The following is a 22,650-nucleotide window of genomic DNA, read 5'->3' as shown; positions in this document are numbered from 1 at the left end:
GTCGGCGCGGGTGAAGCGCGGCGGGCCGTGTTGACCCGGCTGCGAGAATTTCCGTATGGCCGAGATCATCCAGCGTGACGGGACCTGGGCCTTCGACGGCACAACGGTCAGGATCACGCCGGGGCTGCACCGCTCCGTACCGCTGTTCCGGCAGACGTACGGGGAGATCACCGTGCCTCTGGAGGCGGTCGCCGGGATCGTCTACGAGCCCGAACGCAAGCGCGGCCGGTTGCGGATGCGGCTGCGCGAGGGGGCCGATCCGCTGTTGCAGGCGACCGGCGGGCGGCTGCCCGACGCGGCCGATCCCTATCGCCTCTCGGTGGACGTGGACCGTTCCGGGGTCGCCGAGTACCTCGCCGAGGAGATCCGCCACGCGCTGCTGCTCGACCAGATCCCCCATGAGCCGACCAGGGCCTACCTCCTGCCGGGTCCGCCGGTTCCGGTCTCGGTGCGGTCCTCCGACGGCACCGTGTCCTTCGACGGCACCCAGGTGCGCGTCGACTGGGCGGACACCTCGGACCGGGTCAAGCGGGCGACCGGCCCGCGCGTGATCGGCATCGGAGACCTCGTGCAGGTCGAGTGGCTGCCCAACTCCGGTTACGAGGACGGCTTCCTGCGCTTCGTGACCCGCGAGACGGTGTTCTCGAAACTGCCGGCCGAGAAGGACCCGTACGCCCTGGACCTGTGGGGAAACGTGAGCCGCGACCTGCTGACGGCCCTGGTGGCGACCGCGGTCACCGCCCGCCTCCCGCATCCCTCCGCCCGCGCGCACACTGAGCGCGAAAACGAGAACGGGGACGAGCAGCAGGGCGCAGCCCGGCGCCGCCGGATCGCGGCGTCCGTCCCGCCCCGGAGCGACCACCACGACGTGCTGCTGCGTCGGCTGCGCGAGCTGGGCGAGCTGCACCGGGACGGGGTACTGACGGACGAGGAGTTCGCCATGACGAAGGCCGTGATACTGCGCGGGTTCTAGGCGCCAGTTGTGCTGTCCCGGGACGTTGGCGGCAGGCACCGTTTGCCAGTGAAGGAGCGGCGTCCGGTGCGTGCTCTGGGGGTCCCCCGGCCGAAGGCTGGGGGAGTGCCGGCCGAAGGCCCTCGTACTGGACGTACGTGGGTCTTCGGCCGGTGCGGCGAACGGGGGGCACATCCCACCCCTTTGAGGCAGTGGGAATGCGTGCCGGGCGTCGCGACGGGGCGAACGTCGCCTGCCACGGCGCTAGCTCAGCAGGTCGGGCTCGCTTCTGCTGATGTCCTGCCAGAGCGGCTGGTAGTTGATCCAGGCCACCAGGTCGCCGCCGAGCTGCTCCCGGGTCGCCACCGCCGCGCGGTGGTCGATCAGGACCGGCCGGCCCGCCGCCCGCGCGGTCAGCTGGACCTGGCTGGAGCGTTCCATAGACAAGAACCACCAGGCGGCGGCGTCGACGGAGTCACCGACCGTCAGCAGCCCGTGGTTGCGCAGCACGAGCGCCTTGCGGGAGCCGAGCGCGGCCGCGATGCGCCGTCCCTCCCCCGCGTCGACGGCCACACCGGTGTAGGCGTCGTAGAGGGCGTGGTCCTCGTAGAACGCGCAGCTCTCCTGGGTGATGGGGTCGAGCAGCTCGCCGAGCGCGGCCAGGGCCCGGCCGTGGACCGAGTGGCAGTGGGCGACGGCGACGACGTCGGGGCGGGCGGCGTGGACCTGCGCGTGCACGGTGAAGGCGGCCTGGTTGACGTGGTAGCGGCCCTCGACGACCTGCCCGTCGGCGTTGGCCAGCACCAGGTCGCTGACGGTGACGTGCTTGAACGGCATCCCGAACGGGTTGACCCAGAAGCAGTCGCTGAACTCGGGGTCGCGGGCGGTGATGTGCCCGGAGACGCCGTCCTCGAAGCCGAGCCGCCCGAAGATCCGCACCGCCCCCGCCAGGCGTTCCTTGCGGTGCCGGCGCTCGTCCTCCACCGACTCGTGCATCGGCGGCATCGCGAACTGCAGCCGGTCGGTGGGCAGCGGGGCAGGCGGCGTGGGCCCGTGCATCGGTCCTCCAGCACTGGGTTGCTTTACGACGCGGAAGTTACCGTCGGTCAGTGCAAAAGGGCAGAGGTGTTATGCAAAGATGACGATTTCCGTCGCCTTCGGAGCACGTCTTGAGCATCGCCGACCGTCACATCACCTCCCTCATGCGTCAGATCACGACGCGCAACGCCATCGAGCTCATCCATCCCTTCGCCGAGTTGCAGACATTCGGCGCACTGGTCTACATCGCCGAGTGCTATGGCTTCCGGTACGAGAGCGTGCGACTCGTCGGCAAGCAGCGCGTCCTCCACGTCCAGCTGGTGCGCGACCCCAGCCCGTGGGCACGGCAGCGGGCCGCGGCGAACTCGGCGGCCTTCCCCGACCCGGACCCCGGGCGCCCTGTGCCGGGCATGTACCTGGGCTCGCTCACCCCGGTCCCCGAGGCCCAGGCGGACGTCGACGTGATCACCGCGCTCATCCGCCACGACGCCCTCGGCGTGGCCGCCAACCGCAAGCAGCTGCAGTTCATCGGCTGGGGCTCGGCGGTGCTGTTCCTGCTGATGGCCCCGCTGACCGGCAAGTACGCCGTCCTGCTCCCGCTGGCGGTGTTGATGCCGGCGCTCATGCTGGGCGCCCTGCGGGTGAACACGAGCCGGCGCGCGAAGCTGGCCCAGCGGCTCACGGCGGCGGGCTGCACGCCGGTGCGGGACGAGACAGGGCTGGAGCGGTACGTGCGCCCGGTGCCGCAGGGGTTCTGACCGCACGAGCAAAAACACCGACAGAAGATGTCGGGTATCCGGGCCAGACTCGACGTATGACAGTGAGTCGTAAGCCTGTGAACTGGGCGGCGTTCGCCGACACGGAACCCGAGTTCGCGAAGATCGCCGAAGCCCGCTTCGGCGCCTTCGCCCACCACGTCCTCGCGACCCTGCGCAAGGACGGCTCGCCGCGCACCACCGGTGTCGAGGTCCGTTTCCTCGGCGGTGAGCTGTGGCTCGGCATGATGCCGGGCTCGCTCAAGGCCCTCGACCTGCGCCGAGACCCCCGCTTCTGCCTCCAGGCCAACCCCGGCGAGGGCACCGGGATGGGCGGGGGCGACGTACGGATCGCGGGTCGGGCCGTCGAGGTGGCGGACGGGGAGGCGCGGGCGGCGTACGTGAAAGAGGTGGAACCGCCGGAGCCGTTCCACCTCTTCCGCACCGAACTGACGGAGGTCGTTCGGACCTACGTCGAGGACGACACGTATCTCGTCGCCCAGGTCTGGAAGCCCGAAGAGCCGGTGCGGACTCTCAAGCGGACATAGACCGACAAGGGGCTACTCCCACTCGATGGTGCCCGGCGGCTTCGAGGTCACGTCGACGACGACGCGGTTGACGTCGCGCACCTCGTTCGTGATCCGGGTGGAGATCTTCGCCAGGACGTCGTACGGGAGGCGCGACCAGTCGGCGGTCATGGCGTCCTCGGAGGAGACCGGGCGCAGGACGATCGGGTGGCCGTAGGTGCGGCCGTCGCCCTGGACGCCGACGCTGCGCACGTCCGCGAGGAGGACCACCGGGCACTGCCAGATCTCCCGGTCGAGACCGGCCGCCGTCAGCTCCTCGCGGGCGATGGCGTCGGCGTCGCGGAGCAGGTCGAGGCGCTCCTTGGTGACCTCGCCGACGATCCGGATGCCGAGGCCGGGGCCCGGGAACGGCTGGCGCTGGACGATCTCCTCCGGCAGGCCGAGCTCCTGGCCGACCATCCGGACCTCGTCCTTGAACAGCTTGCGCAGCGGCTCGATGAGCTGGAACTCGAGGTCCTCCGGCAGGCCGCCCACGTTGTGGTGCGACTTGATGTTCGCGGTGCCGGTGCCGCCGCCGGACTCGACGACGTCCGGGTACAGCGTGCCCTGGACCAGGAACTCCACCGCGGGACCCGCGTCCGCGATGATCTCCGCCTGGGCCTGCTCGAACACGCGGATGAACTCGCGGCCGATGATCTTCCGCTTCTCCTCGGGGTCGCTGACCCCCTTGAGGGCGGTGAGGAAACGCTCCTCCGCGTCGACGACCTTCAGCTGGACGCCGGTCGCGGCCACGAAGTCCTTCTCGACCTGCTCGGTCTCGCCCTTGCGCATCAGACCGTGGTCGACGTAGACGCAGGTCAGCTGGGAGCCGATGGCCTTCTGGACGAGGGCCGCGGCGACCGCCGAGTCCACGCCGCCGGAGAGGCCGCAGATGGCGCGCTTGTCGCCGACCTGCTCGCGGATGGCCGCGACCTGCTCGTCGATGACGTTGCCCGTGGTCCAGGACGGGGTGAGACCGGCACCTCGATAGAGGAAGTGCTCCAGCACCTGCTGGCCGTGCGTGGAGTGCATGACCTCGGGGTGGTACTGGACGCCGTACAGCCGCTTCTCGTCGTTCTCGAAGGCGGCGACCGGGACGACGTCCGTGGAAGCGCTGACACTGAAGCCCTCGGGGGCGGCGGAGCAGGCGTCTCCGTGCGACATCCACACGGCCTGCTCGGCCGGGGTGCCCTCGAAGAGGGTGGAGGACGAGCGGGAGACGTGCAGGTCGGTGCGCCCGTACTCACGGGCGCCGGTGTTGTCGACGGTGCCGCCGAGGGCCTGCGCCATCAGCTGGAAGCCGTAGCACATGCCGAAGACGGGGACGCCGGCCTCGAAGAGGGCGCGGTCGACGGTCGGGGCGCCCTCCTCGTACACGGACGAGGGGCCGCCGGAGAGGATGATCGCCGCCGGGTTCTTGGCGAGCATCTCCTCGACCGGCGTGGTGCTCGGCACGATCTCGCTGTAGACCCGCGCCTCGCGGACTCGACGGGCGATGAGCTGGGCGTACTGCGCGCCGAAGTCGACGACCAGAACGGTGTCGGGGGCGGCGGCAGCGGGAGTCGCTGATGACACGGGGGCCTTCCGGCGGTTGGGCGGGGTCTCTGTGCTGGCCAATTCTACCGAGGTGGACGTGGGTCCGGTCCCGGCGCCGGAACGGCCTGCCACGTCTCAGGATGCGAACCCCCTTGGACCTCGCCCGACGACCCTGCATACTGGTCTCATGCTTCCGCACACGACCTTCCTCTTTACCTATGGCAACCGGCCCACCGGCTGCCATGGTCGTGCTGCTTGAGCAACTGACAAGCGACTTCCCAGGCGCCCCGGGCCGACAAGGCCCGGGGCGCCTGTCGTTTTCCGGGTCCGGCCGCTCCGGGACACCCCGTACCCATCACAGGAGCCCCCATGACCGTCCTCGACGTGACCGGCGCCCGTACCCCCGAGGCCGCCGACGTGATCACCGGCGCCCGCGAGCGCATCGACACCCTCGACGACCGGATCATCGGTCTGATCCAGGAACGGATGGCCGTCTCCGCCGTCATCCAGGAGGCGCGGATCACTTCCGGCGGCCGGCGGGTGAACCTCTCCCGCGAGATGGAGGTCCTCGGCCACTACAGGGATGCCCTCGGCAAGCCCGGCACGTCGTTGGCGATGACTCTGCTCGAACTGTGCCGGGGCCGCGTCTGAGGTCGGGCGCCGGTTCGGGCGTCGTCAGTTCGGGCGTCCTCTCACCCGTACGGCGCGTGACCACCCCGCGGGCGGTGTCGTTGGTCCCGGTGTCCGTTCCAGCCAGGGGCGGGCCCGGAAGAACCACGCGTGGCTCGCTGGAGCGATGAGGCGTACGGATCGTGCCGTGCGCCGTGGGACCTCGCTCCGGACAGGTGACCGGACGGCAGGGGACAGCAGCCCGGTCACCCAAGAGAACGGTCGGTCTCGGGGACGCCCGGGGCCGACCGGCGGAAAATGCAAAAATGCACAAGGGCTGGGTCAAACGGTTGCGGGGGCCGCGCTCATCCAGCACGATGCGTAGAAAGCTCCAGTTCGGCCCTGCATGGCACGTTCGGCCCCGCACGGCACGTTCGGCCCAGCACGGCATTCGACAAGCCAGCGGCGCAACCCCCCGGCGCCGCTCCCAGGCACCGGCGCTGCCCTGACGCCGGTGCTGACGATGGCGAAGGGCCTCGCGGATTCCGTCCCGCGAGGCCCTTCGCCATGTCCGGGCGAGGGTCGCCAGGACCGAGGGGGGTGCGGAATCGACACCCCGGCGGGCGTGACGCGCGCCACATAAAGTTCCCGTGAGTGGAGGGCAACTGTTCACAGGACTCGCCTGTCACACCTAGCGAACCAAGGCCCACTCCCACACCCCCATGCGGAAGGCCTCCCCAACCAATTCCACCGAGGTCTTCATGAAGCTTCGCCGCACGATGGTCACCATGGCCGCGACCGCCGTCATCGCGCCGCTCGCCCTGCTGTCCGCGCCCGCCGCGTTCGCGGAGGGGAACGACACCGCCTCCCCTAGCGCGACAGCGACGGAGACCATCACCACGGCGCCGTCCGCGTCCGAGTCGGACGACCAGAGCGCGTCAGGTTCCGCGACCGACACCACGTCGCCCTCCTCCTCGTCGTCGTCCGAGTCCAACGGCGGTGCGAAGGCGTCCGGCACGCCGTCCGACACCACGTCGCCGTCCGCGTCCGGCTCGGGCACGGCCGGCGCGAGCGCTTCGGCCTCCGAGGACGAGGACGGGTTCGACCCGTACACGGACTGCAAGTCCATCGACCTGGACAAGAACCTCTCGGCCACGATCAGCGGCCTGCCGAGCAAGATCGTCGCCGGGTCCGGCTGGCACGACTTCACCTACGAGGTCGAGAACAACTCCGACGCCGACTTCAAGAACGTGTACATGGCCACGTTCCTGGAGTACGCCGACGACACGGACGCCTGGCTGTCCGAGGGCCTCGCCGTCGTCCAGGTCAAGGAGGACGGCAAGTGGACCAACGCCTACCAGGACTCCTACGACGACGAGAACGGCAAGACCGTCAACGTCACCGGTTCCTTCGTGGGCCTGCTCGACGAGCTGGAGAAGGACTCCTCCGCCACCATCGACCTGCGGGTGAAGGTCAGTGCGAAGGCCCCGGCGGGCTCCTCGTTCGCGATGAGCGAGGCCGTCTACGTGGGTGACAAGGCCGACTGCCACTTCAACGGTGACGAGTACGACGTCGAGATCCTCGCCGCCGGGGGCGACGCGGGCGACGCCGACGACGCGAAGCCGAACGGCGACAAGCCCACCAGCGGCACCAAGCCGCAGGGCGGCGCCAAGCCGATCAGCGGCAGTCTCGCCTCCACCGGCTCCAGCTCCGCGCTGCCGATGATCGGCCTGGTCGGCGGGGCCGCCGTGGTCGCCGGTGCGGGCGCGGTGTTCGTCGCGCGCCGCCGCAAGGTCGGCACGCACGCGTAACACGTCCTGAGGATCTGAGGACCAGCGAAGGGACCTGCGCTCGGAGGGGGGCGCAGGTCCCTTCGCCTATTGCTCGGGCGGGCAGCCCTGTTGCTCGAGGGGCAGTCCTACTGCTTGGGCGGAACGGTCGGCATTCCCAGGAACGGCAGGCGCAGGGCGCCGAAGGCGTCCGCCGGCACCGCCGGGCTGACCGGCTCCACCGGCTTCAGACGTTCGTACGCCGCTCCCTGCGCCGGACGCGGGTCCGTCTCGCCCTTGTTCGGCCAGTACGACATCGCGCGCTCGGCCTGGGCGGTGATGGTGAGCGACGGGTTCACGCCCAGGTTCGCCGAGACCGCGGCGCCGTCGACGACCGAGATGCCGGGGTGGCCGTAGAGGCGGTGGTACGGGTCGATGACGCCCGTCTCGCGCGAGTCGCCGATCGGGCAGCCGCCGAGGAAGTGGGCGGTGAGCGGGGTGCCCATCAGCTCGCCCACGTTGGACCCGGCGAAACCGTTGATGTCGGCGGCGAGCGCGGAGGCGGCCTCGGAAGCGGCCCTGATCTGCTTGGGGTTGGGGGCGCCATGGCCCTGACGTGCCGTCAGCAGGCCCTTGCCGACGCCGTCCGGCTTCAGGTACGTCGTCAGCGAGTTGTCCAGGGACTGCATCACCAGGCCGATGATGGTCCGCTCCGACCAGCGGCGGTTGGACAGCGAGCGCAGGACGAGCAGGGGGTGGCGGGCCGCGTTCGCCAGCCAGCCGGCGACCCTCGACGAGCCCTCCGCGTACGGCACCTGGAGGATCGACAGGCCGCCCATCGAGTTGGAGCCCTTGCCGTAGCGGACCGGCTCGATGTGGGTGTTCTCGTCCGGGTGGATCGAGGAGGTGATGGCGACCCCGCGCGTGAAGTCGGCCTTCGGCGCGCCGGTCGCCTTGCGGTAGCGGCGGTCGTCGGTCTGGGCGCCGACCAGGGCCTCGGAGTTGGTGCGGGTCAGCTCGCCCAACCGGTCGGAGAGGTAAGGGAGTTGGCCGCCCGCCTTCATGCGGTGCAGCAGGGTCTGGGTGCCGTACGTCCCGGCGGCGAGGACGACCCGGCGGGCCTTGAGGACCCTGCCCTTCTCCCTGCCCTTGCCCTTGCGCCGGTCGTCGGTGGGGAGGGTGGCGACCGCGAAGCCGCCCTGCGAGTCGTCCGTGACCGACACGACCGTCGTCATGGGGTGCACGACCGCGCCCGCCCGCTCGGCGAGGTGGAGGTAGTTCTCGTTCAGCGTGTTCTTCGCGCCGTGCCGGCAGCCGGTCATGCACTCGCCGCACTCGGTGCAGGCGTTGCGGTCGGGCCCCGCTCCGCCGAAGTAGGGGTCGGACACCCGCTCCCCCTGCCTCGCCTTCGTGCCCGCGCCGTCAGCGTCCTCGCCGTCGCCGAAGAACACGCCGACCGGCGCCATGTGGAAGGTGTCGCCGACGCCCATCCGCTCAGCGGCCGCCTTCAGGTGCACGTCGGAGGGGGTCGTCGTCGGGTTGAGCCGTACCCCGAGCATGCGGCGCGCCTGGTCGTAGTACGGCTTCAGCTCCTCCTGCCAGTCCGTGATGTCACGCCACTGGGGGTCGTCGAAGAAGGGCTTCGGCGGTACGTAGAGGGTGTTGGCGTAGTTGAGGGAACCGCCGCCCACGCCCGCGCCGGCCAGGACCATGACGTTGCCCAGCAGGTGGATGCGCTGGATTCCATAGCAGCCGAGCCTGGGAGCCCACAGGTAGTTCTTCAGGTCCCAGGAGTTTTTCGGGAGGGACGCGCGGGTGAAGCGGCGGCCGGCTTCCAGGACTCCTACGCTGTAGCCCTTTTCCGCCAGGCGCAGGGCGGTCACCGAGCCGCCGAAGCCTGAGCCGACGACGATGACGTCGTAGTCGTAAGAGTCCTGGGGCACGTGCTCTCCTCGTTGAGAACGGGTGGTGTCTAGCGCAGGCGGAGTGCTTTCATCACCTTCAGGCTGGTGCTCATGACCTCCGCGTACTTCTCGTCGCTCATCCCCAGGGCCGGGGCCATCGGCAGCAGGCGCTGCTGGGCCACCGTCTGGGCCTCCGTGTACTTGAGGATGCCCTCGGAGCCGTGACGGCGACCGAGACCGGAGTCCTTCATGCCGCCCATGGGCGACTGGACGCTGCCGTAGGCGGAGGCGTAGCCCTCGTTGACGTTCACCGTGCCGGTGCGCAGCCGGGAGGCGACGTCGCGGCCACGGCGGGCGTCCTTCGTCCAGACAGACGAGTTCAGGCCGTACGGCGTGGAGTTGGCCTGCTCGACCGCCTCGTCGTCCGTCTTGAAACGGTAGATGGAGACGACCGGGCCGAAGGTCTCCTCGGCGCAGACGGACATGGGTTCGGTCACGCCGTCGAGAATGGTGGGTTCGAAGAAGTACGGGCCGATGTCCGGGCGGGCGACACCGCCGGCGACGACCTTGGCGCCCTTGGCGACGGCCTCCTCCACGTGCCGGGTCACCGTCTCCAGCTGGCGCTCGCCGACCAGGGAGCCCATCTCGGCGCCGTAGGCGAGGGAGGTGCCGAGGCGCATGGCCCGGGTGCGGGCGGCGAAGCGCTCGACGAAGGCGTCCGCTATCGCCTCGTGGACGTACAACCGCTCGATGGAGATGCAGAGTTGGCCCGCGGAGGAGAAGCAGGCGCGGACGGCGCCGGCCGCGGCCTTCTCGATGTCGGCGTCCTCGAGCACCAGCATGGCGTTCTTGCCGCCGAGTTCGAGGGAGACGCCGACAAGACGGGCGGCGGCGCCCTGGGCGACCTCGCGGCCGGTGCGGGTGGAGCCGGTGAAGGAGACGTAGTCGGCGTGGCGGACGACCTCCGGGCCGACGACGGCGCCCTCGCCGATCACGACCTGGAAGACGTCGGCGGGCAGACCGGCCTCGACGAGCAGGTCACGCGCCCACAGGGCGGTCAGGCAGGTCTCGGTGTCGGGCTTCATGACGACCGCGTTGCCCGCGACGAACGCCGGGAGCGCGTCGCCGACCGACAGCTCCAGCGGGTAGTTCCAGGGGGCGATCTGGCCCACGACACCGCGCGGGTGGCGCAGTTCGGTGACCTTCGTCAGGGTCGGCATGGCGCCGGCGTGCCGCTTGGGGCGGAGGTAGGCGGGGGCCTTGCGGCCGTAGTGGCGGGCGGCGACGGCGACGGCCTGCACCTCCTCGTGGGCGTGCAGGCGCGCCTTGCCGGTCTCCAGCTGGATGAGGTCGAGCACCTCGGCCTGGCGGGCCAGCAGCAGGTCGTGGAAGCGGAGCAGGACGGCGGCGCGCTCCCGTACGGGCGTGCGCGCCCAGACGGCCTGCGCCCTGCGGGCCGCCTCGTAGGCCCGCTCCACGTCCGCGGGGGTGGACTCGGGCAGGTCGGCCAGCTTCTCTCCGGTGAACGGCGTGTGGTTGGCCGTACGGCCGGAACCGGTCACGCCCTTGGTGAGCTGGGCGACCAGCTCCGGGGTGACCACGTCGGCGGCGGTGCGGACGCCGGTGGGGGTGGGGGCGAGCGGGTTGGTGCCAGTCTTGGCCGGCGTCGTTTCCGGCGTCTTTTCCGGGGCCTGCGAGTCCGTCATGAGCCGCAGGGTATGACGTGGAGAAGACTTTGGGTACCCGCCGGTAATACGGTTTCACCGACCGCACACACGGCGCCAGCGTTCACTGGCACAAACCTGCTGATCAGGGCGTTGTGCCCGGCGTTCACTCCGGAATTCAGCCGTTTCCGATCTCCAGGCGGTCACGTGCCTCCTTGAACACGGCCGTGCCCTGCTTCTCGTCCGGCGTGCCCTTGGGCATGTCGACGCGCAGCTCGTACAGGCGGGCGTCGGCGGTACGGACGAAGAGTTCCATGACCCGGGTCGGGGTGTCGTCGAGTCCGTAGGTGGTGTCGGCCAGGGCGGCTTCGTCGCCGTGGAAGGTGGTGCGGGTGGTCTGGGTGCGTGCGTCGGGGGCGTGGGCGTTCCAGGTCTCGTGCGCCTGCGCCGCCAGGGTCATCGGGGCGGCGGGCGCACGGTCCCACTGGGTGAGGCGTACGTCGACGGAGCCCGCCGAGTAGACCACCAGACGGGGCTGCCGACCGGCGGCACTCTGCCGGGCGGACTCCCGGTACGGAGTGGGGAGCGAGAGCACGGCCCGCATGTCATCCTCACGATGAGGAACCCATCGCCCCTCCGCGGTGGCGGACGCCGACGGCTCCGCCGGAGCCGAACCGGAGTAGGTCACCGTCCGCTCCGCGCCCGTCCCGCTCTCCCCGAGGAGCAGGTCCGTCCCCAGCCAGCCACCGCCGACGAGAATCCCGGTGAGCAGCGCCAGGGCGAGGGGGCGGCGGTGGAGGGGACGCCGGGGAGTGGGAGTGGGAGTGGGGGTGCGGGTGGGCGAGGGGGTGGGCGAGGGCCGAGGCCCGACCCGCAGCGTTCCGACATCGTCCCCGAGCTCCCGCAGGCTCCCCGCGTCCTGAGGCTCGGCCCCCTGCGCCGCGCTCTCCGCCGCGGGGAAGGACACCGATCGGTCCTCGGACCCCTCAGACCCCTGCGCCGCCCGCTCCAGCGCCGCGGCTGCCTCCGCCGAGGTCGGGCGGTCGTCCGGGGTGCGGGCCAGGAGGCCCGTGATGAGAGGGGTGAGGGGGCCGGCCTGTTCGGGCTCGGGTGGGTCCGTGGCCAGGATCGCGGCGAGGGTGGACTCCGGGGTCGCGCGACGGAACGGGGAGCGGCCCTCGACGGCCGTGTAGAGGAGGACGCCCAGCGACCACAGGTCGGAGGCGGGGCCCGCGCCGCGTCCGGACATCCGCTCGGGGGCGATGAACTCCAGCGAGCCGACGAACTCTCCGGTGACGGTGAGGGATTCCTCGCCCTGGATGTGCGCGATGCCGAAGTCGGTGAGGACGACCCGGCCGTGCGGCCCGAGCAGGACGTTGGCCGGTTTCACGTCCCGGTGGACGATGCCCACGGCGTGCGCGGCACGCAGCGCGCCCAGCACGGCGAGGCCTATGCGGGCCGCCTCGGCGGGCTCCAGCGGGCCGCGCCTCAGCACCTCCTGCAGGGACTCGCCACGGATCAACTCCATGACGATCCAGGGGAGTCCGCCATCGAGGTCGGTCTCCTCCTCCACCACCACGTCATGGATGACGACGGCGGACGGATGGTCGACGCGGGCGGCGGCCCGGGCCTCGCGGTGGAGGCGGTGGGCGGCCCGGCGGTGGGACTCGTCCTCGGGGTCGCCGGGCAACCGGGGCTGTTTGACGGCGACTTCGCGCTCCACGAGCTCGTCGCGGGCCCGCCAGACCGTACCCATGCCACCGGATCCGATGCGTTCGAGCAGCCGGTAACGCCCGCCCACTGTCCGTCCCTCGGCGCCGCCGGGGTCACCGTCGTTGCTCATGCCTCCACGACTACCACGATTCCCCTCACCCCCACCGGCCCGGAGCGAACCCTCCGTCTTCCAGCCGCCGCGCCTCCACCACACCCGAGCCGGCGAAGTGCGCCGGTATCACCAGCTCCCCTTCGTCCGCCGCCCGTCCGAGGACGCGGACGCGGCTGGCCGCCGCCCTGCCGGGGTCGAGGCAGAAGCAGCTGCTGCACTCCGGCCGCAGCACCTGCACCGGGTTGTGCAGCAGGTCCCCGACGAACACGGCCCGTTCGCCGCGTGAGGCGACCCGCAGGACGGCCGAGCCCGGGGTGTGGCCGGGGGCCGACTCCAGGGTGAGGTGTTCGTCGACGCGGTACTCCCCGTCCCAGAGCACGGCCTGCCCGGCCCGGTGCACGGGCGCGACGCTGTCCTCGTAGACCAGGCGGTCGTCCTCCCGTTCGCCGCCCCCGTAGCCGCCCGTCGGCCCGAAGTACGTGTCGTCGGCGGCCGGGAGGAGGTAGCGGGCCCGGGGAAAGGTCGGCACCCACTCGCCCTCGGCGTCGCGGGTGTTCCAGCCGACGTGGTCGGCGTGGATGTGGGTGTTGACCACGACGTCGACGTCCTCCGGGCGCACCCCGGCCCGAGCGAGCCGCCCCGGCAGGTCGCCCTGCCGCCGGTGGAAGTGCGGAAAGCCGGGCCGCTCCCGCCCGTTGCCCACCCCGGTGTCGACGAGGACGGTCCGGCCGGCGCTGCGCACGACCCAGGTCTGCAGCGCCGACACGACCCGGTCGCTGCCGGGGTCCCAGTGGTCGGGGGAGAGCAGCTCCCGGTGCTCCTTCCACACCTCGGGACCGCAGTCGGGGACGAGGGCGGGGGCGGGCACGAAGAGGGACTGCCATTCGACGACCCGGAGGACCTCGACGTCCCCGACCGTGAAGCTCTGCACGTGTTCGTCGGTCACGGTTTCGTCGGTCACGGTTTCGTCGGTTTCCCCGGTCGTGGTTTCGTCAGCCATGGTGGGGAGCCTAGGGAGACACCGCTGAGCGTTTCGATGCCCGAACCGCTCAACCGGATACGCACGCGCCTCACGTACTCTCCCCCCATGGACGTGGTGAGCGACGCGATCTCCTCCGTACGCACCGGGCGGCCGCACTCCAGCCGGCTGAGCGTGGGCGGGAGTTGGTGCACCCGGATCGCCTCCTACGAAGGCGCCGGGTTCCATGTCGTCCTGGCGGGGAGCTGCTGGCTGCTGCCGGAGGGCGGGGCGGGGATCCCGCTCGGCGCGGGGGATGTCGTCCTGCTGCCCCACGGCGCCGGGCATGTGCTGGCCGACGGGCCGGTGGACGCGGCGACGGCGGCCCGCGCGGTGCCGTTCGAGGAAGGTGTGCGGCACCCCGCGGCGGGCGGGACGGAGTTGCTCTGCGGCAAGTACCGGCTGGACCGCAGCCGGGCGCACCCGCTGCTGGCGGAGCTGCCCCAGGTGGTGCACCTGCCGAGCCGGACCGACCGGCCGGCCGAACTCCGGTCCGCCGTCGGCCTGCTGGCCGGCGAGCTCGATGGCTGTCGGCCCGGCTCCTCCCTGGCCCTGCCCAGCCTCCTCGACCTGCTGCTCGTCTACATGGTCCGGGCGTGGCTGGCGCGGGCCGCGACGGGCACCTGGCCGGCCGTCCTGGGCGACCCCGTGGCCACGGCCGCGCTGCGCGCGCTGCACGCCGACCCGGCCGCGCCCTGGACCAACGACAGCCTGGCGGCCCGGGCGGGCGTCTCCCGGGCGACGCTGGCGCGCCGCTTCACCGCGCTGGTCGGCCGCCCGCCGATGGCGTACCTCACCTGGTGGCGGCTGACCCTGGCCGCGGCCCGGCTGCGCGACACGGACGCGCCGCTGGCGGCCGTGGCCCGCGAGACGGGGTACGGCAGCCCGTACGCCCTCTCCCACGCCTTCAGCCGGGAGTTCGGGACGACACCGGGGAGGTACCGGACGCAGGGCGGTCCAGGACGTGCCGGCTAGAGCTTGTCGAGGGCCAGGTTGGCGATCGCCGTGCGGGCCACCTCGCGGCCTCGTGCCGTGAAGTCGCCCGCGCCCGGGTAGGCGATGGTGAGCCGGTACATGTCGCCGGCGGAGGACTTGTAGTAGAGGATCCTCAGCTCGCGGGGGCGGGGGTCCTGGCGGTCCTCGGTGGTGTAGCGGACGGTGTTCTCGGCGGCCTTCTCGTCGTGGAACGTCGCGTTGTCGTCGGGCCGGGTCTTCGGGGCCTTCGGCATGTCGAGGCCGTAGCTGCCATTGTCCTTGAACTCGCCGTCGTCGGCGTACATCTCGGCGGCGGCGGAGGCCTTGATCTCCTTGCCGGTGTCCTCCGACTTCCGCGCCACCGACAGCACGACCGAGATCGCGCCGCTCGGGTCGGTGTAGCTGACCCAGTGGCCGTTGTCCGACTTCCGGTCGGGGACGGCCTTCTTGTAGCTGTCGGGGACCGCCACCTTCGCGGTGACGTCCTTGGCGTAGGGCGTCTTCCAGCCGTCCGGCAGCGGCCCCGCGAACGGGTCGGCGACCACCAGGTACCCGGCCACCGCCGCCGCGACGACCGCGGCGCCGAGCCCGACCCACGCGGCACGGCCGAAGCGGCGCCGCGCGCGCGGGACCTCGACCTGCCGCACGACCTGCGTGGGCGGCGCGGGCGGGTTCGCCGCGGCCTCCAGCAGCGCCCGCACCCGCGCGGCCTCCGGACGGCGCGCCGGGTCCTTCTCCAGCAGCCCGTTGACGGCCTCGGCGAGCGGCCCCTGCGCGGCGGCGGGCGGCGCGGGCACGGCGTTGAGGACGGACTGGAGAGTGGCCGGGGTGTTGCTGCGGCGGAACGGCGAGACGCCCTCGGTCGCCGCGTACAGCACCACGCCCAGGGACCACAGGTCGCAGGCCGGTCCGGGGCGCTGGCCCAGCACCCGCTCGGGGGCGATGTACTCGGGCGAGCCGACGAAGCCGCCGGTGTCGGTCAGGTTCGTCTCGCCCTCGATCCGGGCGATGCCGAAGTCGGTGAGGACGATGCGCTCGTGGCGGCCGAGGAGGATGTTGTCCGGTTTGACGTCCCGGTGCAGGATGCCCGCCGCGTGCGCGGCCTCCAGCGCGCCGAGCACCTCCAGGCCGATCCGGGCGGCCTCGCGCGCGCTGACAGTGCCCTCCTGGAGGGCGTCGCCGAGTGAGCGTCCCTGGACCAGTTCCATCACGATCCACGGGCGGCCGTCGACGACCGCGACGTCGTGCACGTTCACGACGGCCGGATGGTCCAGCCGGGCCGCGGCACGCGCCTCCCGGCGCATCCGCTCGAACGCGTTGGCCTGTTCACGTTCGGGAAGGTGATCGGGCACACGGGGTTCCTTGACGGCGACCTCGCGGTCCATCGTCTCGTCCTTGGCCCGCCACACCGTGCCCATACCGCCGTGCCCGAGCTTGGCGAGCAGCCGGTAGCGGCCCGCGACGAGCCGCCCGACACCCGGCTCCGGCTCCCGCGGCCCGGCCTGCGGGGGTACGGCTGCCTGCGGGTTCGGCGGTTGCAGAACAAAACTCGTCGTCTCATCGGACTCATGGCCGACGCCCCCGTTGTGACTCATGGGTCCATCCATATCGCGCCAGGCAGGCCGGTATCCACCGGAGAAGTGCAACTACCCTGTCACGAACGTGTCGACGGCGACGTCGAAGTACTCCCGTGCCTCCCGTACCTTCCCGACCGGCGCCGACACCCACACGTCGTACAGCCGCCCGCCCTCCTCCCAGCACAGGTCGTACGTGTGCCGGGGGCCCTCCGCCGCGCTGAAGCCGTTCCAGGTGAACTCCCAGAGGGCGGCGGGGCTTGCGCCGTGCTTGGTCTCGGTGACCCGTCCGTCGTGGTATCCGGGGTTGGTGTCCGCGCCCTCGGCGGCCGCGCGCTCCATCACACCCAGCGGGCCGCCCGGCTGCGGGTCGGCGATCTTGATGCCGAGGCGGAACACCTGCCCCGGGGACATGTAGAAGACCCGCTCGCCCTGCGGCACCCGCGTGAAGCCGTCCGGCACGGCGAGCGCGAAGCCGGCCGGGTCGTCGGCCGCGCGGTAGCCGGAGGGGGCGGACGGCGAACGGCTCCCCGAGGCGGGCTGCGCGGGGGGCGCAGTGGAGGACGGTGCGGAGGGCGCCGTGGAAGTGGGGGTGGAAGTCGGTGCGGGCGTGGGCGCTGGTCCAGGCACGCCGCTCGTCGCACCGCTCGCCGAGGCTCCTGGTGCCGAACTCGCCGGTGTACGGCCCCCGTCGCCGTCCCTGTTGTCGATCAGCAGGGCGGCCGCCGACACGCCCGCCCCCGCGATCGCGGCGACCAGCAGCGCGGCCACCAGCACGCCCCGCGTGGAGCGCTCCCGGGCGGGCGGGTCCAGTCGCGGCTGGGGAAGGTCGGCCTGGGTCGGTGTGTAGCCGGACGACACCGGTTGCGGCGTCCGCCCGGTCTCCAGGAAGGCGCGCAGCAGCCGCTCCGCCTCCGCCCCGTCCAGCCGCCGGTCCGGATCGCGCTCCAACAGCCCCCGTACGACGGGCAGGAGCGGCGCGGCCTGCGGGGGCGTGCGGATCTCGGCGAAGACGACGGCGTGCAGGATGCCGCCCAACGAGTCGCGCCGGAACGGGGACTCGCCGCTGAGCGCCGTGCACAGCAGCGCGCCGAGTGACCACAGGTCGGACTCCGCGCCGGTCCGCGCCCCGGACATCCGCTCCGGCGCGGTGTACTCGGGCGAGCCGACGAATGAACCGGTCTCGGTGAGCGTGGTGGCGCCCGCGACCTGCGCGATGCCGAAGTCGGTGAGGACGACGCGGTCGCTGTCGCGTTCCAGCAGGACGTTCGCGGGCTTGATGTCCCGGTGCAGGACCCCGGCCGCGTGCGCGGCGCGCAGGGCGCCCAGCAGGGCGACGCCGATCCGGGCCGCCTCGTCCGGCGCGAGCGGGCCGTGCCCGGCGATCCGGTCGGCGAGCGAGCCGCCGTCGATCAACTCCATGACGATGTAGGGGCGTTCGCCGTCCTCGACGACGTCGTGCACGACGATGATGTGCGGGTGGCTCAGCTGGGCGACCGCGCGGGCCTCGCGCAGTGTCCGGTCGCGGCGGCCGCGCGCCTCCTCGGCGGACAACGTGTCGTCCTGGGTCAGCTCCTTGACGGCGACACGCCGTCCCAGCAGCTGGTCGGTGGCCCGCCACACGACCCCCATGCCCCCGCGCCCGAGCCTCGCCTCCAGCCGGTAACGGCCCGCGATGACCCGTACGTCGCTCCCGCCCCCCTCGGTCCCCATGGGCCCCATCATGCCCCACCGGACGGCACGCTTCCGGGGCGCCGTCCGGCCAACTGCCGGGCTTCTGCTGCCGGAGCCCGGCCGCCGGTACTACGGGGTCGGTTCGCGCCAGCTCTGCAGTACGGACTTGAACTGCTTGGCCGTCGCGGCCCAGTCCTCGGCGGGCGAGGACATGTAGATCGCGTACTCGGTGCCGTCGCGGGACACGTACGTCTCCTCGATCGCGCGGCGCGGCCCGGGGAACTCCGTGTCCTTCGCCAGCGCGGTCCAGGTGTACTCCCACTCGGATCCGTCGCGGTCGCGGTAGACGTTCTTCTCCAGGGCGACCCGGTTGTAGTCGACCAGCCGCTTGAGCTGCACTTCCAGGTCGGTCTGGTGCGCGTACGGGTCGCCGAAGTCGGGGGACTTGTCGAGGGCGATGCGGACGAAGTGCTCGCCGCCGTCGGGCGTGTAGTCGATCTGCTGGAGGTCGCCGTCGTCCTGGTACACCTTCCGCTCCCAGCCGTCGGGGAGCGACAGCCCGAAGCCGAGCGGGTCGTCGACCGGCTTCCAGGACGCGGCGGTGCTCGTCGGGCTCGGCGAGGCGGACGACGGCTCCGACGACCCGCCGGTCTCCTGCCGCCCCTCGTCCCACTTCTGCAGCGCCACCGCCGTCCCCCCGCCGACCAGCGCGGCGACGACGACCACGAGGGCGACGTTGCGCAGACGGCGGCGGCGCCGGGGTGGCTGGGTGGACGTCGCGGACGCGTCCGGGCCGAGGTGCGTCGGACCCATCGCCGTCGGGTTGGTCGCGGGATGCCCCGGTCCGTGGCCGGGAACCGGCGTCGACGCCTCCGGCGCCACGGGCACGTACGCCGTACCGGCCGTACCGGATATACCTGACGTACCCGACGTACCGGACGCGGGGTGGGTCATGGAGTGCGATGTGGAGTGGTAACCGCCCGTGGTCCGGTCGGGCCCCCCGAACTGCGTCGGCACATACGCCTGTGCCCCGTTCGGGCGCCGGCCCTCGGCCGCCTCGGCGAGCAGGTGCTCGGCCTCGGTGGTGTCGGGGCGGACGGCCGGGTCCTTGCGCAGCAGCGCGGTGATGACGGGGCCGAGCGGGCCCGCGTACCGCGGGTCGGCGGCCTCCTCCTCGACGACGGCCTGGAGCGTGGTCAGCGGCGAGGTGCGCCGGAACGGCGACCGCCCCTCCACCGCCGTGTACAGCGTCGCGCCCAGCGCCCACAGGTCGGAGGACGGGCCGGGGTCCTGGCCGCGCACCCGCTCGGGCGCCAGGTAGTCGACCGAGCCGACGACCTCCCCGGTGCGCGTGATGGTGGTGTCGCCCTCGATCTGGGCGATGCCGAAGTCGGTGAGAAGGACGCGGCCGTCGTGCGAGAGGAGCACGTTGCCGGGCTTGACGTCACGATGCAGGACGCCCGCGGAGTGCGCGGCACGCAGGGCACGCAGCACCCACAGGCCGATCCGGGCGGCCTCGGCGGGCTCGACGCGGCCGTCCTCCTTGACGGCGTCGGCCAGCGAGCGGCCCTCGACCAGCTCCATCACGATCCACGGGCGGCCGTCGTGTTCGAGCACGTCGTGCACGGTGACCACGGCGGAGTGGTTGATCCGCGCCGCCGCGCGCGCCTCCGCCCTGGTCCGCGCCAGCAGGACGGCCTGCTCGCTCTCCGAGACGTAGAGGGCAGCCGTCAGCTCCTTGATGGCGACGGCCCGGTGCAGCAACTCGTCGTGCGCACGCCACACCCGGCCCATGCCGCCGCTGCCGATGGAATCGGCAAGCCGGTAGCGGCCCGCGAGGAGCAGGCCCTGCATCTGATTCACGTTGCCCCGCAATGCTCTTGACAGGGTCAGCGTAAAGACCATGCCGCCTCCGTGGAACCAGCGGGGTACCAAGGAGACACCACTGTGACGGTTGTCGCTTCCACGGCCATGAGGCAACCGGAGCGGACCCGGTGCTGCTCAGCCGGTGTACTGGTAAGTAGCCGCCGCCTGCTCGTACAGCCGCGTGACCTCGTCCCGTTCCGCCTCGGGGCCTCTGACCTGCACGATGTGGTACCGCCCTGAGATGAGCACCGCGAGGTTGCGCACGTACAGCGCGCGCCCGTCACTGTCGGTCCAGGTGAACTGCCCCTCGGCCATGGTCCGCGCGCCCACCGTCGTCGTGCGCAGCCCGGAGGCCGTCGCCCAGCTGGAGGCGCGGTACGGCTGGAGCTCGCTCTCCTTCTCCCGCTGGTAGACCATCGGGTCACTGCCGTTCGACGACGCGCTGTCGCGTCCCGGTACGACGATCAGCTCGAAGTCCCCGTGCGCGTAGACGACCTGACCGCGCCCGTTCTTCGGCGTGCGGTCCCAGCCGTTGGCCACGGCGACCTGGAAACCGGCCTGGTCCTTGCGGACCGTGAACCCGTCGGCGACGTTCGAGCCGGTGCCGCCGGTACCGCCCGCGCCACCGGTCTGCGTCTGGGTGGCTTCCGCCCCCGAGGACGCGGAGGCACCGGCGCCCGGCGAGGTCTGGTCGGGCCGGGGCTCGCTGCTCGCGTCGGGCGCCTGGCCGGCCGTCGTTCCGGTGGCCCCGGTCCGCTGGGAGCCGTCCGCACCGGCCGCCCCGTCCTCGCCGGCCTTGGGCATGAACAGCACGGCGTACGCGATCGCCGCGGCCAGCACCAGCAGGATCAGCAGCAGCAACGTGCGGCCCAGGCTGCGCGGTGAGTGGCCCGCGTCCGGCCGGCCCCGCTTGTGCCGCCCGTGCGTCGCGGGCAGCCCGGCGCGCCGCCTGCGCACCAGCTCGCCCTTGCGGCGGACGATCGGCAGCCGGCGCGGATCGGTGGGCGGCGCTGCGACGACGTACGTGCCCGCCTCCGGCTCCGGCGCGGAGCGGACCAGCGAGCGCAGCCAGCCCCGCAGCTCCTCGAAGTCGAGGCGCTCGGTGGGGTCCTGGCGCAGCAGCGACTCCACGACCGGCCTGAGCGGTCCGCACTCCTCGGCGAAGGCGGGCGGCTCGGCACACACCAGCTGCACCAGCTCGGCCGTCGACTCCTCCGGGTACGGCGCGTGCCCCTGTACGGCCCGGAAGAGCAGCGCGCCGAGCGCCCACAGGTCGGTCGCGGGACCGATCGGCGCGGCCAGCTGCCAGTTCTCGTGCACCGGTCCGGCCTGCTCGGGCGCCCACCGCTCGGTGACCGGCCCGACCACGGCCATCCGCGCCTGCCGCGCCCGTTCGGCGGCCAGCGCGGTGGTCGGCCCACGCCGGGGAACGCTTCCGGGCGGGGGAACACTTCCGGGCGCCTGGGCCAGGAGCTCGTCCCAACGGGTCCCGGCCCGCACCTCACCCGACGGCTCCTGCACGGGCGGGAGCGAGGCGTGCGGCGAGGAGCCGGGCACGGGGGCGCCCCGGACGCCGTAGGGGTCGGCCGTCTGGCCGGGAGGACCGCCGTGTCCCGTCCCGGTGTCGCCGTCCACCGGGGTCCGGGAGCCGGGGAGGGCCGCGCGCCCGTTCTGTTGCGCCTCCTGGGCCTCCTGCACCCGGGCCGCCGCCCGCGCTCCCGCCCGGTACGCGGCGATCGCCCCGGCCCGCGCGGCACGGATGTCTCCGCCGGTCTCCGTCGGCGCCCTGCGGGCCACCGCCCCGCCCCCACCGGACGGCTCCCCCGCCGGCACCGGCAACGCACCGGACCCCCGCGCCTCGATGGCAGCCCGCCGAGCGGCCTCGGGATCCACCGCCCCGGCACCGACCCCACCGACCCCGGAGCCACCCCCGGCAGCACCACCAAACCCGCCAGCCCCAGAGGGCGCGGCAGACCCAGAGTGCCCGGCACCAACGGCACCACCAGCACCACCTACACCGCCAGGCCCACCAGGCCCATCGACACCCCTGGGCGCACCGGCACCACCCAACCCACCTCGCGCGTCACCGGGACCACCGAACCCACCGGAGCCGCCGAACGCACCAGGGCCACCGGAGGCACCGCGCCCACCGGACCCACCGGGCTGGAGCGCCACCGCAGAAGCCCGAGGCCCACCGCCCCCACCGGCCCCACCACTCCCACTCCCACTGCCGCTCCCGCTCCCGCCGGAGGCGCCCTCGTCCGCCGGTACCGGGTCGTACCCGCACAGCGCCTCTTCCGCCGCGCCGACCGCGAGGCCGGTCAGCATGACCCGCCCGTCGTCGCAGACGAGGACGGTGCGCGCGGTGATGTTCCGGTGCACCCAGCCATGTGCGTGCAGTACCCGCAGCGCCATGAGCACGTCGGAGGCGACCTCCGCCGCCCGGTACGGCGTCAGCGGCTTCTCTGCGAGCAGTGCCGCGAGCGGCCGGGCGGCCACCAGTTCACTCACTATCCACAGCGAACCGCCCTCGGCGAACACGTCGAAGACCTGGTCCAGCCGCGGATGGTCGGGAATGCTCGCCGCGGCCTGGGCCGCCTCCATCGCACGCCGTACGACGGGGTCGGCGGGCCGTCGTGTCCCGGCACCCGCGCCCACGCCGGCACTCGCGCCCAGGCCCCGTGTCCCCGGTCGCCGTGTCCCGCGCTCACGGGCCGTGAACCCCTCGGGCAGCCCCTCCGCGTCGAGCACCTCCGCCTCGACGACCTCCGGCAACGGCACCTGGCGGACCAGGACTTCCTGCCCGCTGTAGGTGTCGAAGGCCCGGGTCTCGGTGAGTTCGTACTCGTCGGAGGGCGGCAGCGGCAGGCGGTAGCGGTCGACGAGTACCCGACCCGCATAGTCGTCCACGTTGCCTCCCCCGGC

Annotated in this window: 16 protein-coding genes; 6 read left to right on the top strand and 10 right to left on the bottom strand. The window is 72.4% G+C overall.

The annotated features are described in order from the left end of the window. Positions 1 to 55: 55 nt before the first annotated feature. A complete protein-coding gene (locus tag OG289_RS30975) occupies positions 56 to 973 on the top strand; it encodes a DUF4429 domain-containing protein (protein WP_327317325.1) in 918 nt (305 codons plus the stop codon). A 243-nt stretch (positions 974 to 1,216) separates the two neighbouring features. Here the strand turns inward: OG289_RS30975 and OG289_RS30970 are convergent, their stop codons facing one another. Continuing rightward, the gene (locus OG289_RS30970; protein WP_327317324.1) at positions 1,217 to 2,011 is read right to left on the bottom strand and encodes a class II aldolase/adducin family protein; all 795 of its coding nucleotides are present in this window, start codon (positions 2,009 to 2,011) and stop codon (positions 1,217 to 1,219) included. Between the two features lie 110 nt (positions 2,012 to 2,121). Here OG289_RS30970 and OG289_RS30965 point away from each other — a divergent pair, with 110 nt between their 5' ends. Together OG289_RS30965 and OG289_RS30960 are read left to right on the top strand one after the other, a co-directional pair. Then, positions 2,122 to 2,748, top strand: coding sequence for a hypothetical protein (locus OG289_RS30965; RefSeq protein WP_327317323.1), 627 nt, complete (start codon positions 2,122 to 2,124; stop codon positions 2,746 to 2,748). Positions 2,749 to 2,804: 56 nt separating this feature from the next. Further along, complete coding sequence (locus tag OG289_RS30960) at positions 2,805 to 3,293, top strand: pyridoxamine 5'-phosphate oxidase family protein (protein ID WP_327317322.1); 489 nt, start codon at positions 2,805 to 2,807, stop codon at positions 3,291 to 3,293. 12 nt (positions 3,294 to 3,305) lie between these two features. On the opposite strand, the gene guaA is transcribed toward OG289_RS30960, so the two are convergent. Further along, positions 3,306 to 4,886 (bottom strand): glutamine-hydrolyzing GMP synthase, encoded by a 1,581-nt coding sequence (guaA, locus tag OG289_RS30955; protein ID WP_327317321.1) that lies wholly within the window; start codon positions 4,884 to 4,886, stop codon positions 3,306 to 3,308. A 330-nt stretch (positions 4,887 to 5,216) separates the two neighbouring features. On the opposite strand from guaA, the gene OG289_RS30950 reads away from it, so the two are divergent. Both OG289_RS30950 and OG289_RS30945 read left to right on the top strand, forming a co-directional pair. Beyond that, on the top strand, positions 5,217 to 5,498 hold the full coding sequence (locus OG289_RS30950; RefSeq protein ID WP_327317320.1) for a chorismate mutase: 282 nt from the start codon (positions 5,217 to 5,219) through the stop codon (positions 5,496 to 5,498). Between the two features lie 719 nt (positions 5,499 to 6,217). Beyond that, on the top strand, positions 6,218 to 7,267 hold the full coding sequence (locus OG289_RS30945; protein ID WP_327317319.1) for an LPXTG cell wall anchor domain-containing protein: 1,050 nt from the start codon (positions 6,218 to 6,220) through the stop codon (positions 7,265 to 7,267). A gap of 107 nt (positions 7,268 to 7,374) precedes the next feature. Here the strand turns inward: OG289_RS30945 and OG289_RS30940 are convergent, their stop codons facing one another. From OG289_RS30940 to OG289_RS30925, 4 genes are all read right to left on the bottom strand, one after another. Next, positions 7,375 to 9,168, bottom strand: coding sequence for a GMC family oxidoreductase (locus tag OG289_RS30940; RefSeq protein ID WP_327317318.1), 1,794 nt, complete (start codon positions 9,166 to 9,168; stop codon positions 7,375 to 7,377). A 29-nt stretch (positions 9,169 to 9,197) separates the two neighbouring features. Next, positions 9,198 to 10,835, bottom strand: a complete 1,638-nt coding sequence (locus tag OG289_RS30935) for a succinic semialdehyde dehydrogenase (protein WP_327317317.1) — start codon at positions 10,833 to 10,835, stop codon at positions 9,198 to 9,200. A 136-nt stretch (positions 10,836 to 10,971) separates the two neighbouring features. After that, on the bottom strand, positions 10,972 to 12,636 hold the full coding sequence (locus OG289_RS30930) for a serine/threonine-protein kinase (RefSeq protein ID WP_327317316.1): 1,665 nt from the start codon (positions 12,634 to 12,636) through the stop codon (positions 10,972 to 10,974). A gap of 25 nt (positions 12,637 to 12,661) precedes the next feature. Beyond that, the gene (locus OG289_RS30925; RefSeq protein ID WP_442818980.1) at positions 12,662 to 13,618 is read right to left on the bottom strand and encodes an MBL fold metallo-hydrolase; all 957 of its coding nucleotides are present in this window, start codon (positions 13,616 to 13,618) and stop codon (positions 12,662 to 12,664) included. An 87-nt stretch (positions 13,619 to 13,705) separates the two neighbouring features. Between OG289_RS30925 and OG289_RS30920 the strand changes: the two genes are divergently transcribed. Continuing rightward, a complete protein-coding gene (locus tag OG289_RS30920; protein WP_327317315.1) occupies positions 13,706 to 14,611 on the top strand; it encodes an AraC family transcriptional regulator in 906 nt (301 codons plus the stop codon). On the opposite strand, the gene OG289_RS30915 is transcribed toward OG289_RS30920, so the two are convergent. The 4 genes from OG289_RS30915 to OG289_RS30900 all read right to left on the bottom strand — a co-directional run bounded on the left by OG289_RS30915 (position 14,608) and on the right by OG289_RS30900 (position 22,635). Then, on the bottom strand, positions 14,608 to 16,206 hold the full coding sequence (locus OG289_RS30915) for a serine/threonine-protein kinase (protein ID WP_327317314.1): 1,599 nt from the start codon (positions 16,204 to 16,206) through the stop codon (positions 14,608 to 14,610). The genes OG289_RS30920 and OG289_RS30915 overlap by 4 nt on opposite strands. A 51-nt stretch (positions 16,207 to 16,257) precedes the next feature. Next, positions 16,258 to 17,898: a serine/threonine-protein kinase gene (locus OG289_RS30910; RefSeq protein ID WP_327317312.1), complete on the bottom strand. Its 1,641-nt coding sequence runs from the start codon at positions 17,896 to 17,898 to the stop codon at positions 16,258 to 16,260. Positions 17,899 to 17,988: 90 nt separating this feature from the next. Further along, positions 17,989 to 19,713 carry a serine/threonine-protein kinase gene (locus OG289_RS30905; protein WP_327317311.1) on the bottom strand — a complete coding sequence of 575 codons (1,725 nt, stop codon included), beginning with the start codon at positions 19,711 to 19,713 and terminating at the stop codon, positions 17,989 to 17,991. A gap of 147 nt (positions 19,714 to 19,860) precedes the next feature. Continuing rightward, a complete protein-coding gene (locus OG289_RS30900) occupies positions 19,861 to 22,635 on the bottom strand; it encodes a protein kinase (protein ID WP_327317310.1) in 2,775 nt (924 codons plus the stop codon). Between the last annotated feature and the right edge of the window lie 15 nt (positions 22,636 to 22,650).

This window comes from Streptomyces sp. NBC_01235 (genome assembly GCF_035989285.1).
GTDB lineage: Bacteria > Actinomycetota > Actinomycetes > Streptomycetales > Streptomycetaceae > Streptomyces.
This window is presented reverse-complemented; position numbering and strand designations above follow the sequence as displayed.

Bases quoted from the DNA above. Each gene is read 5' to 3' on its own strand.
- OG289_RS30905 (WP_327317311.1), bottom strand. From the start codon at position 19,713: ATGCAGGGCCTGCTCCTCGCGGGCCGCTACCGGCTTGCCGATTCCATC.
- OG289_RS30935 (WP_327317317.1), bottom strand. From the start codon at position 10,835: ATGACGGACTCGCAGGCCCCGGAAAAGACGCCGGAAACGACGCCGGCC.
- OG289_RS30975 (WP_327317325.1), top strand. From the start codon at position 56: ATGGCCGAGATCATCCAGCGTGACGGGACCTGGGCCTTCGACGGCACA.
- OG289_RS30950 (WP_327317320.1), top strand. From the start codon at position 5,217: ATGACCGTCCTCGACGTGACCGGCGCCCGTACCCCCGAGGCCGCCGAC.
- OG289_RS30930 (WP_327317316.1), bottom strand. From the start codon at position 12,636: ATGAGCAACGACGGTGACCCCGGCGGCGCCGAGGGACGGACAGTGGGC.
- OG289_RS30960 (WP_327317322.1), top strand. From the start codon at position 2,805: ATGACAGTGAGTCGTAAGCCTGTGAACTGGGCGGCGTTCGCCGACACG.
- OG289_RS30920 (WP_327317315.1), top strand. From the start codon at position 13,706: ATGGACGTGGTGAGCGACGCGATCTCCTCCGTACGCACCGGGCGGCCG.
- OG289_RS30915 (WP_327317314.1), bottom strand. From the start codon at position 16,206: ATGAGTCACAACGGGGGCGTCGGCCATGAGTCCGATGAGACGACGAGT.
- OG289_RS30910 (WP_327317312.1), bottom strand. From the start codon at position 17,898: ATGGGGACCGAGGGGGGCGGGAGCGACGTACGGGTCATCGCGGGCCGT.
- OG289_RS30945 (WP_327317319.1), top strand. From the start codon at position 6,218: ATGAAGCTTCGCCGCACGATGGTCACCATGGCCGCGACCGCCGTCATC.
- OG289_RS30970 (WP_327317324.1), bottom strand. From the start codon at position 2,011: ATGCACGGGCCCACGCCGCCTGCCCCGCTGCCCACCGACCGGCTGCAG.
- OG289_RS30925 (WP_442818980.1), bottom strand. From the start codon at position 13,618: ATGGCTGACGAAACCACGACCGGGGAAACCGACGAAACCGTGACCGAC.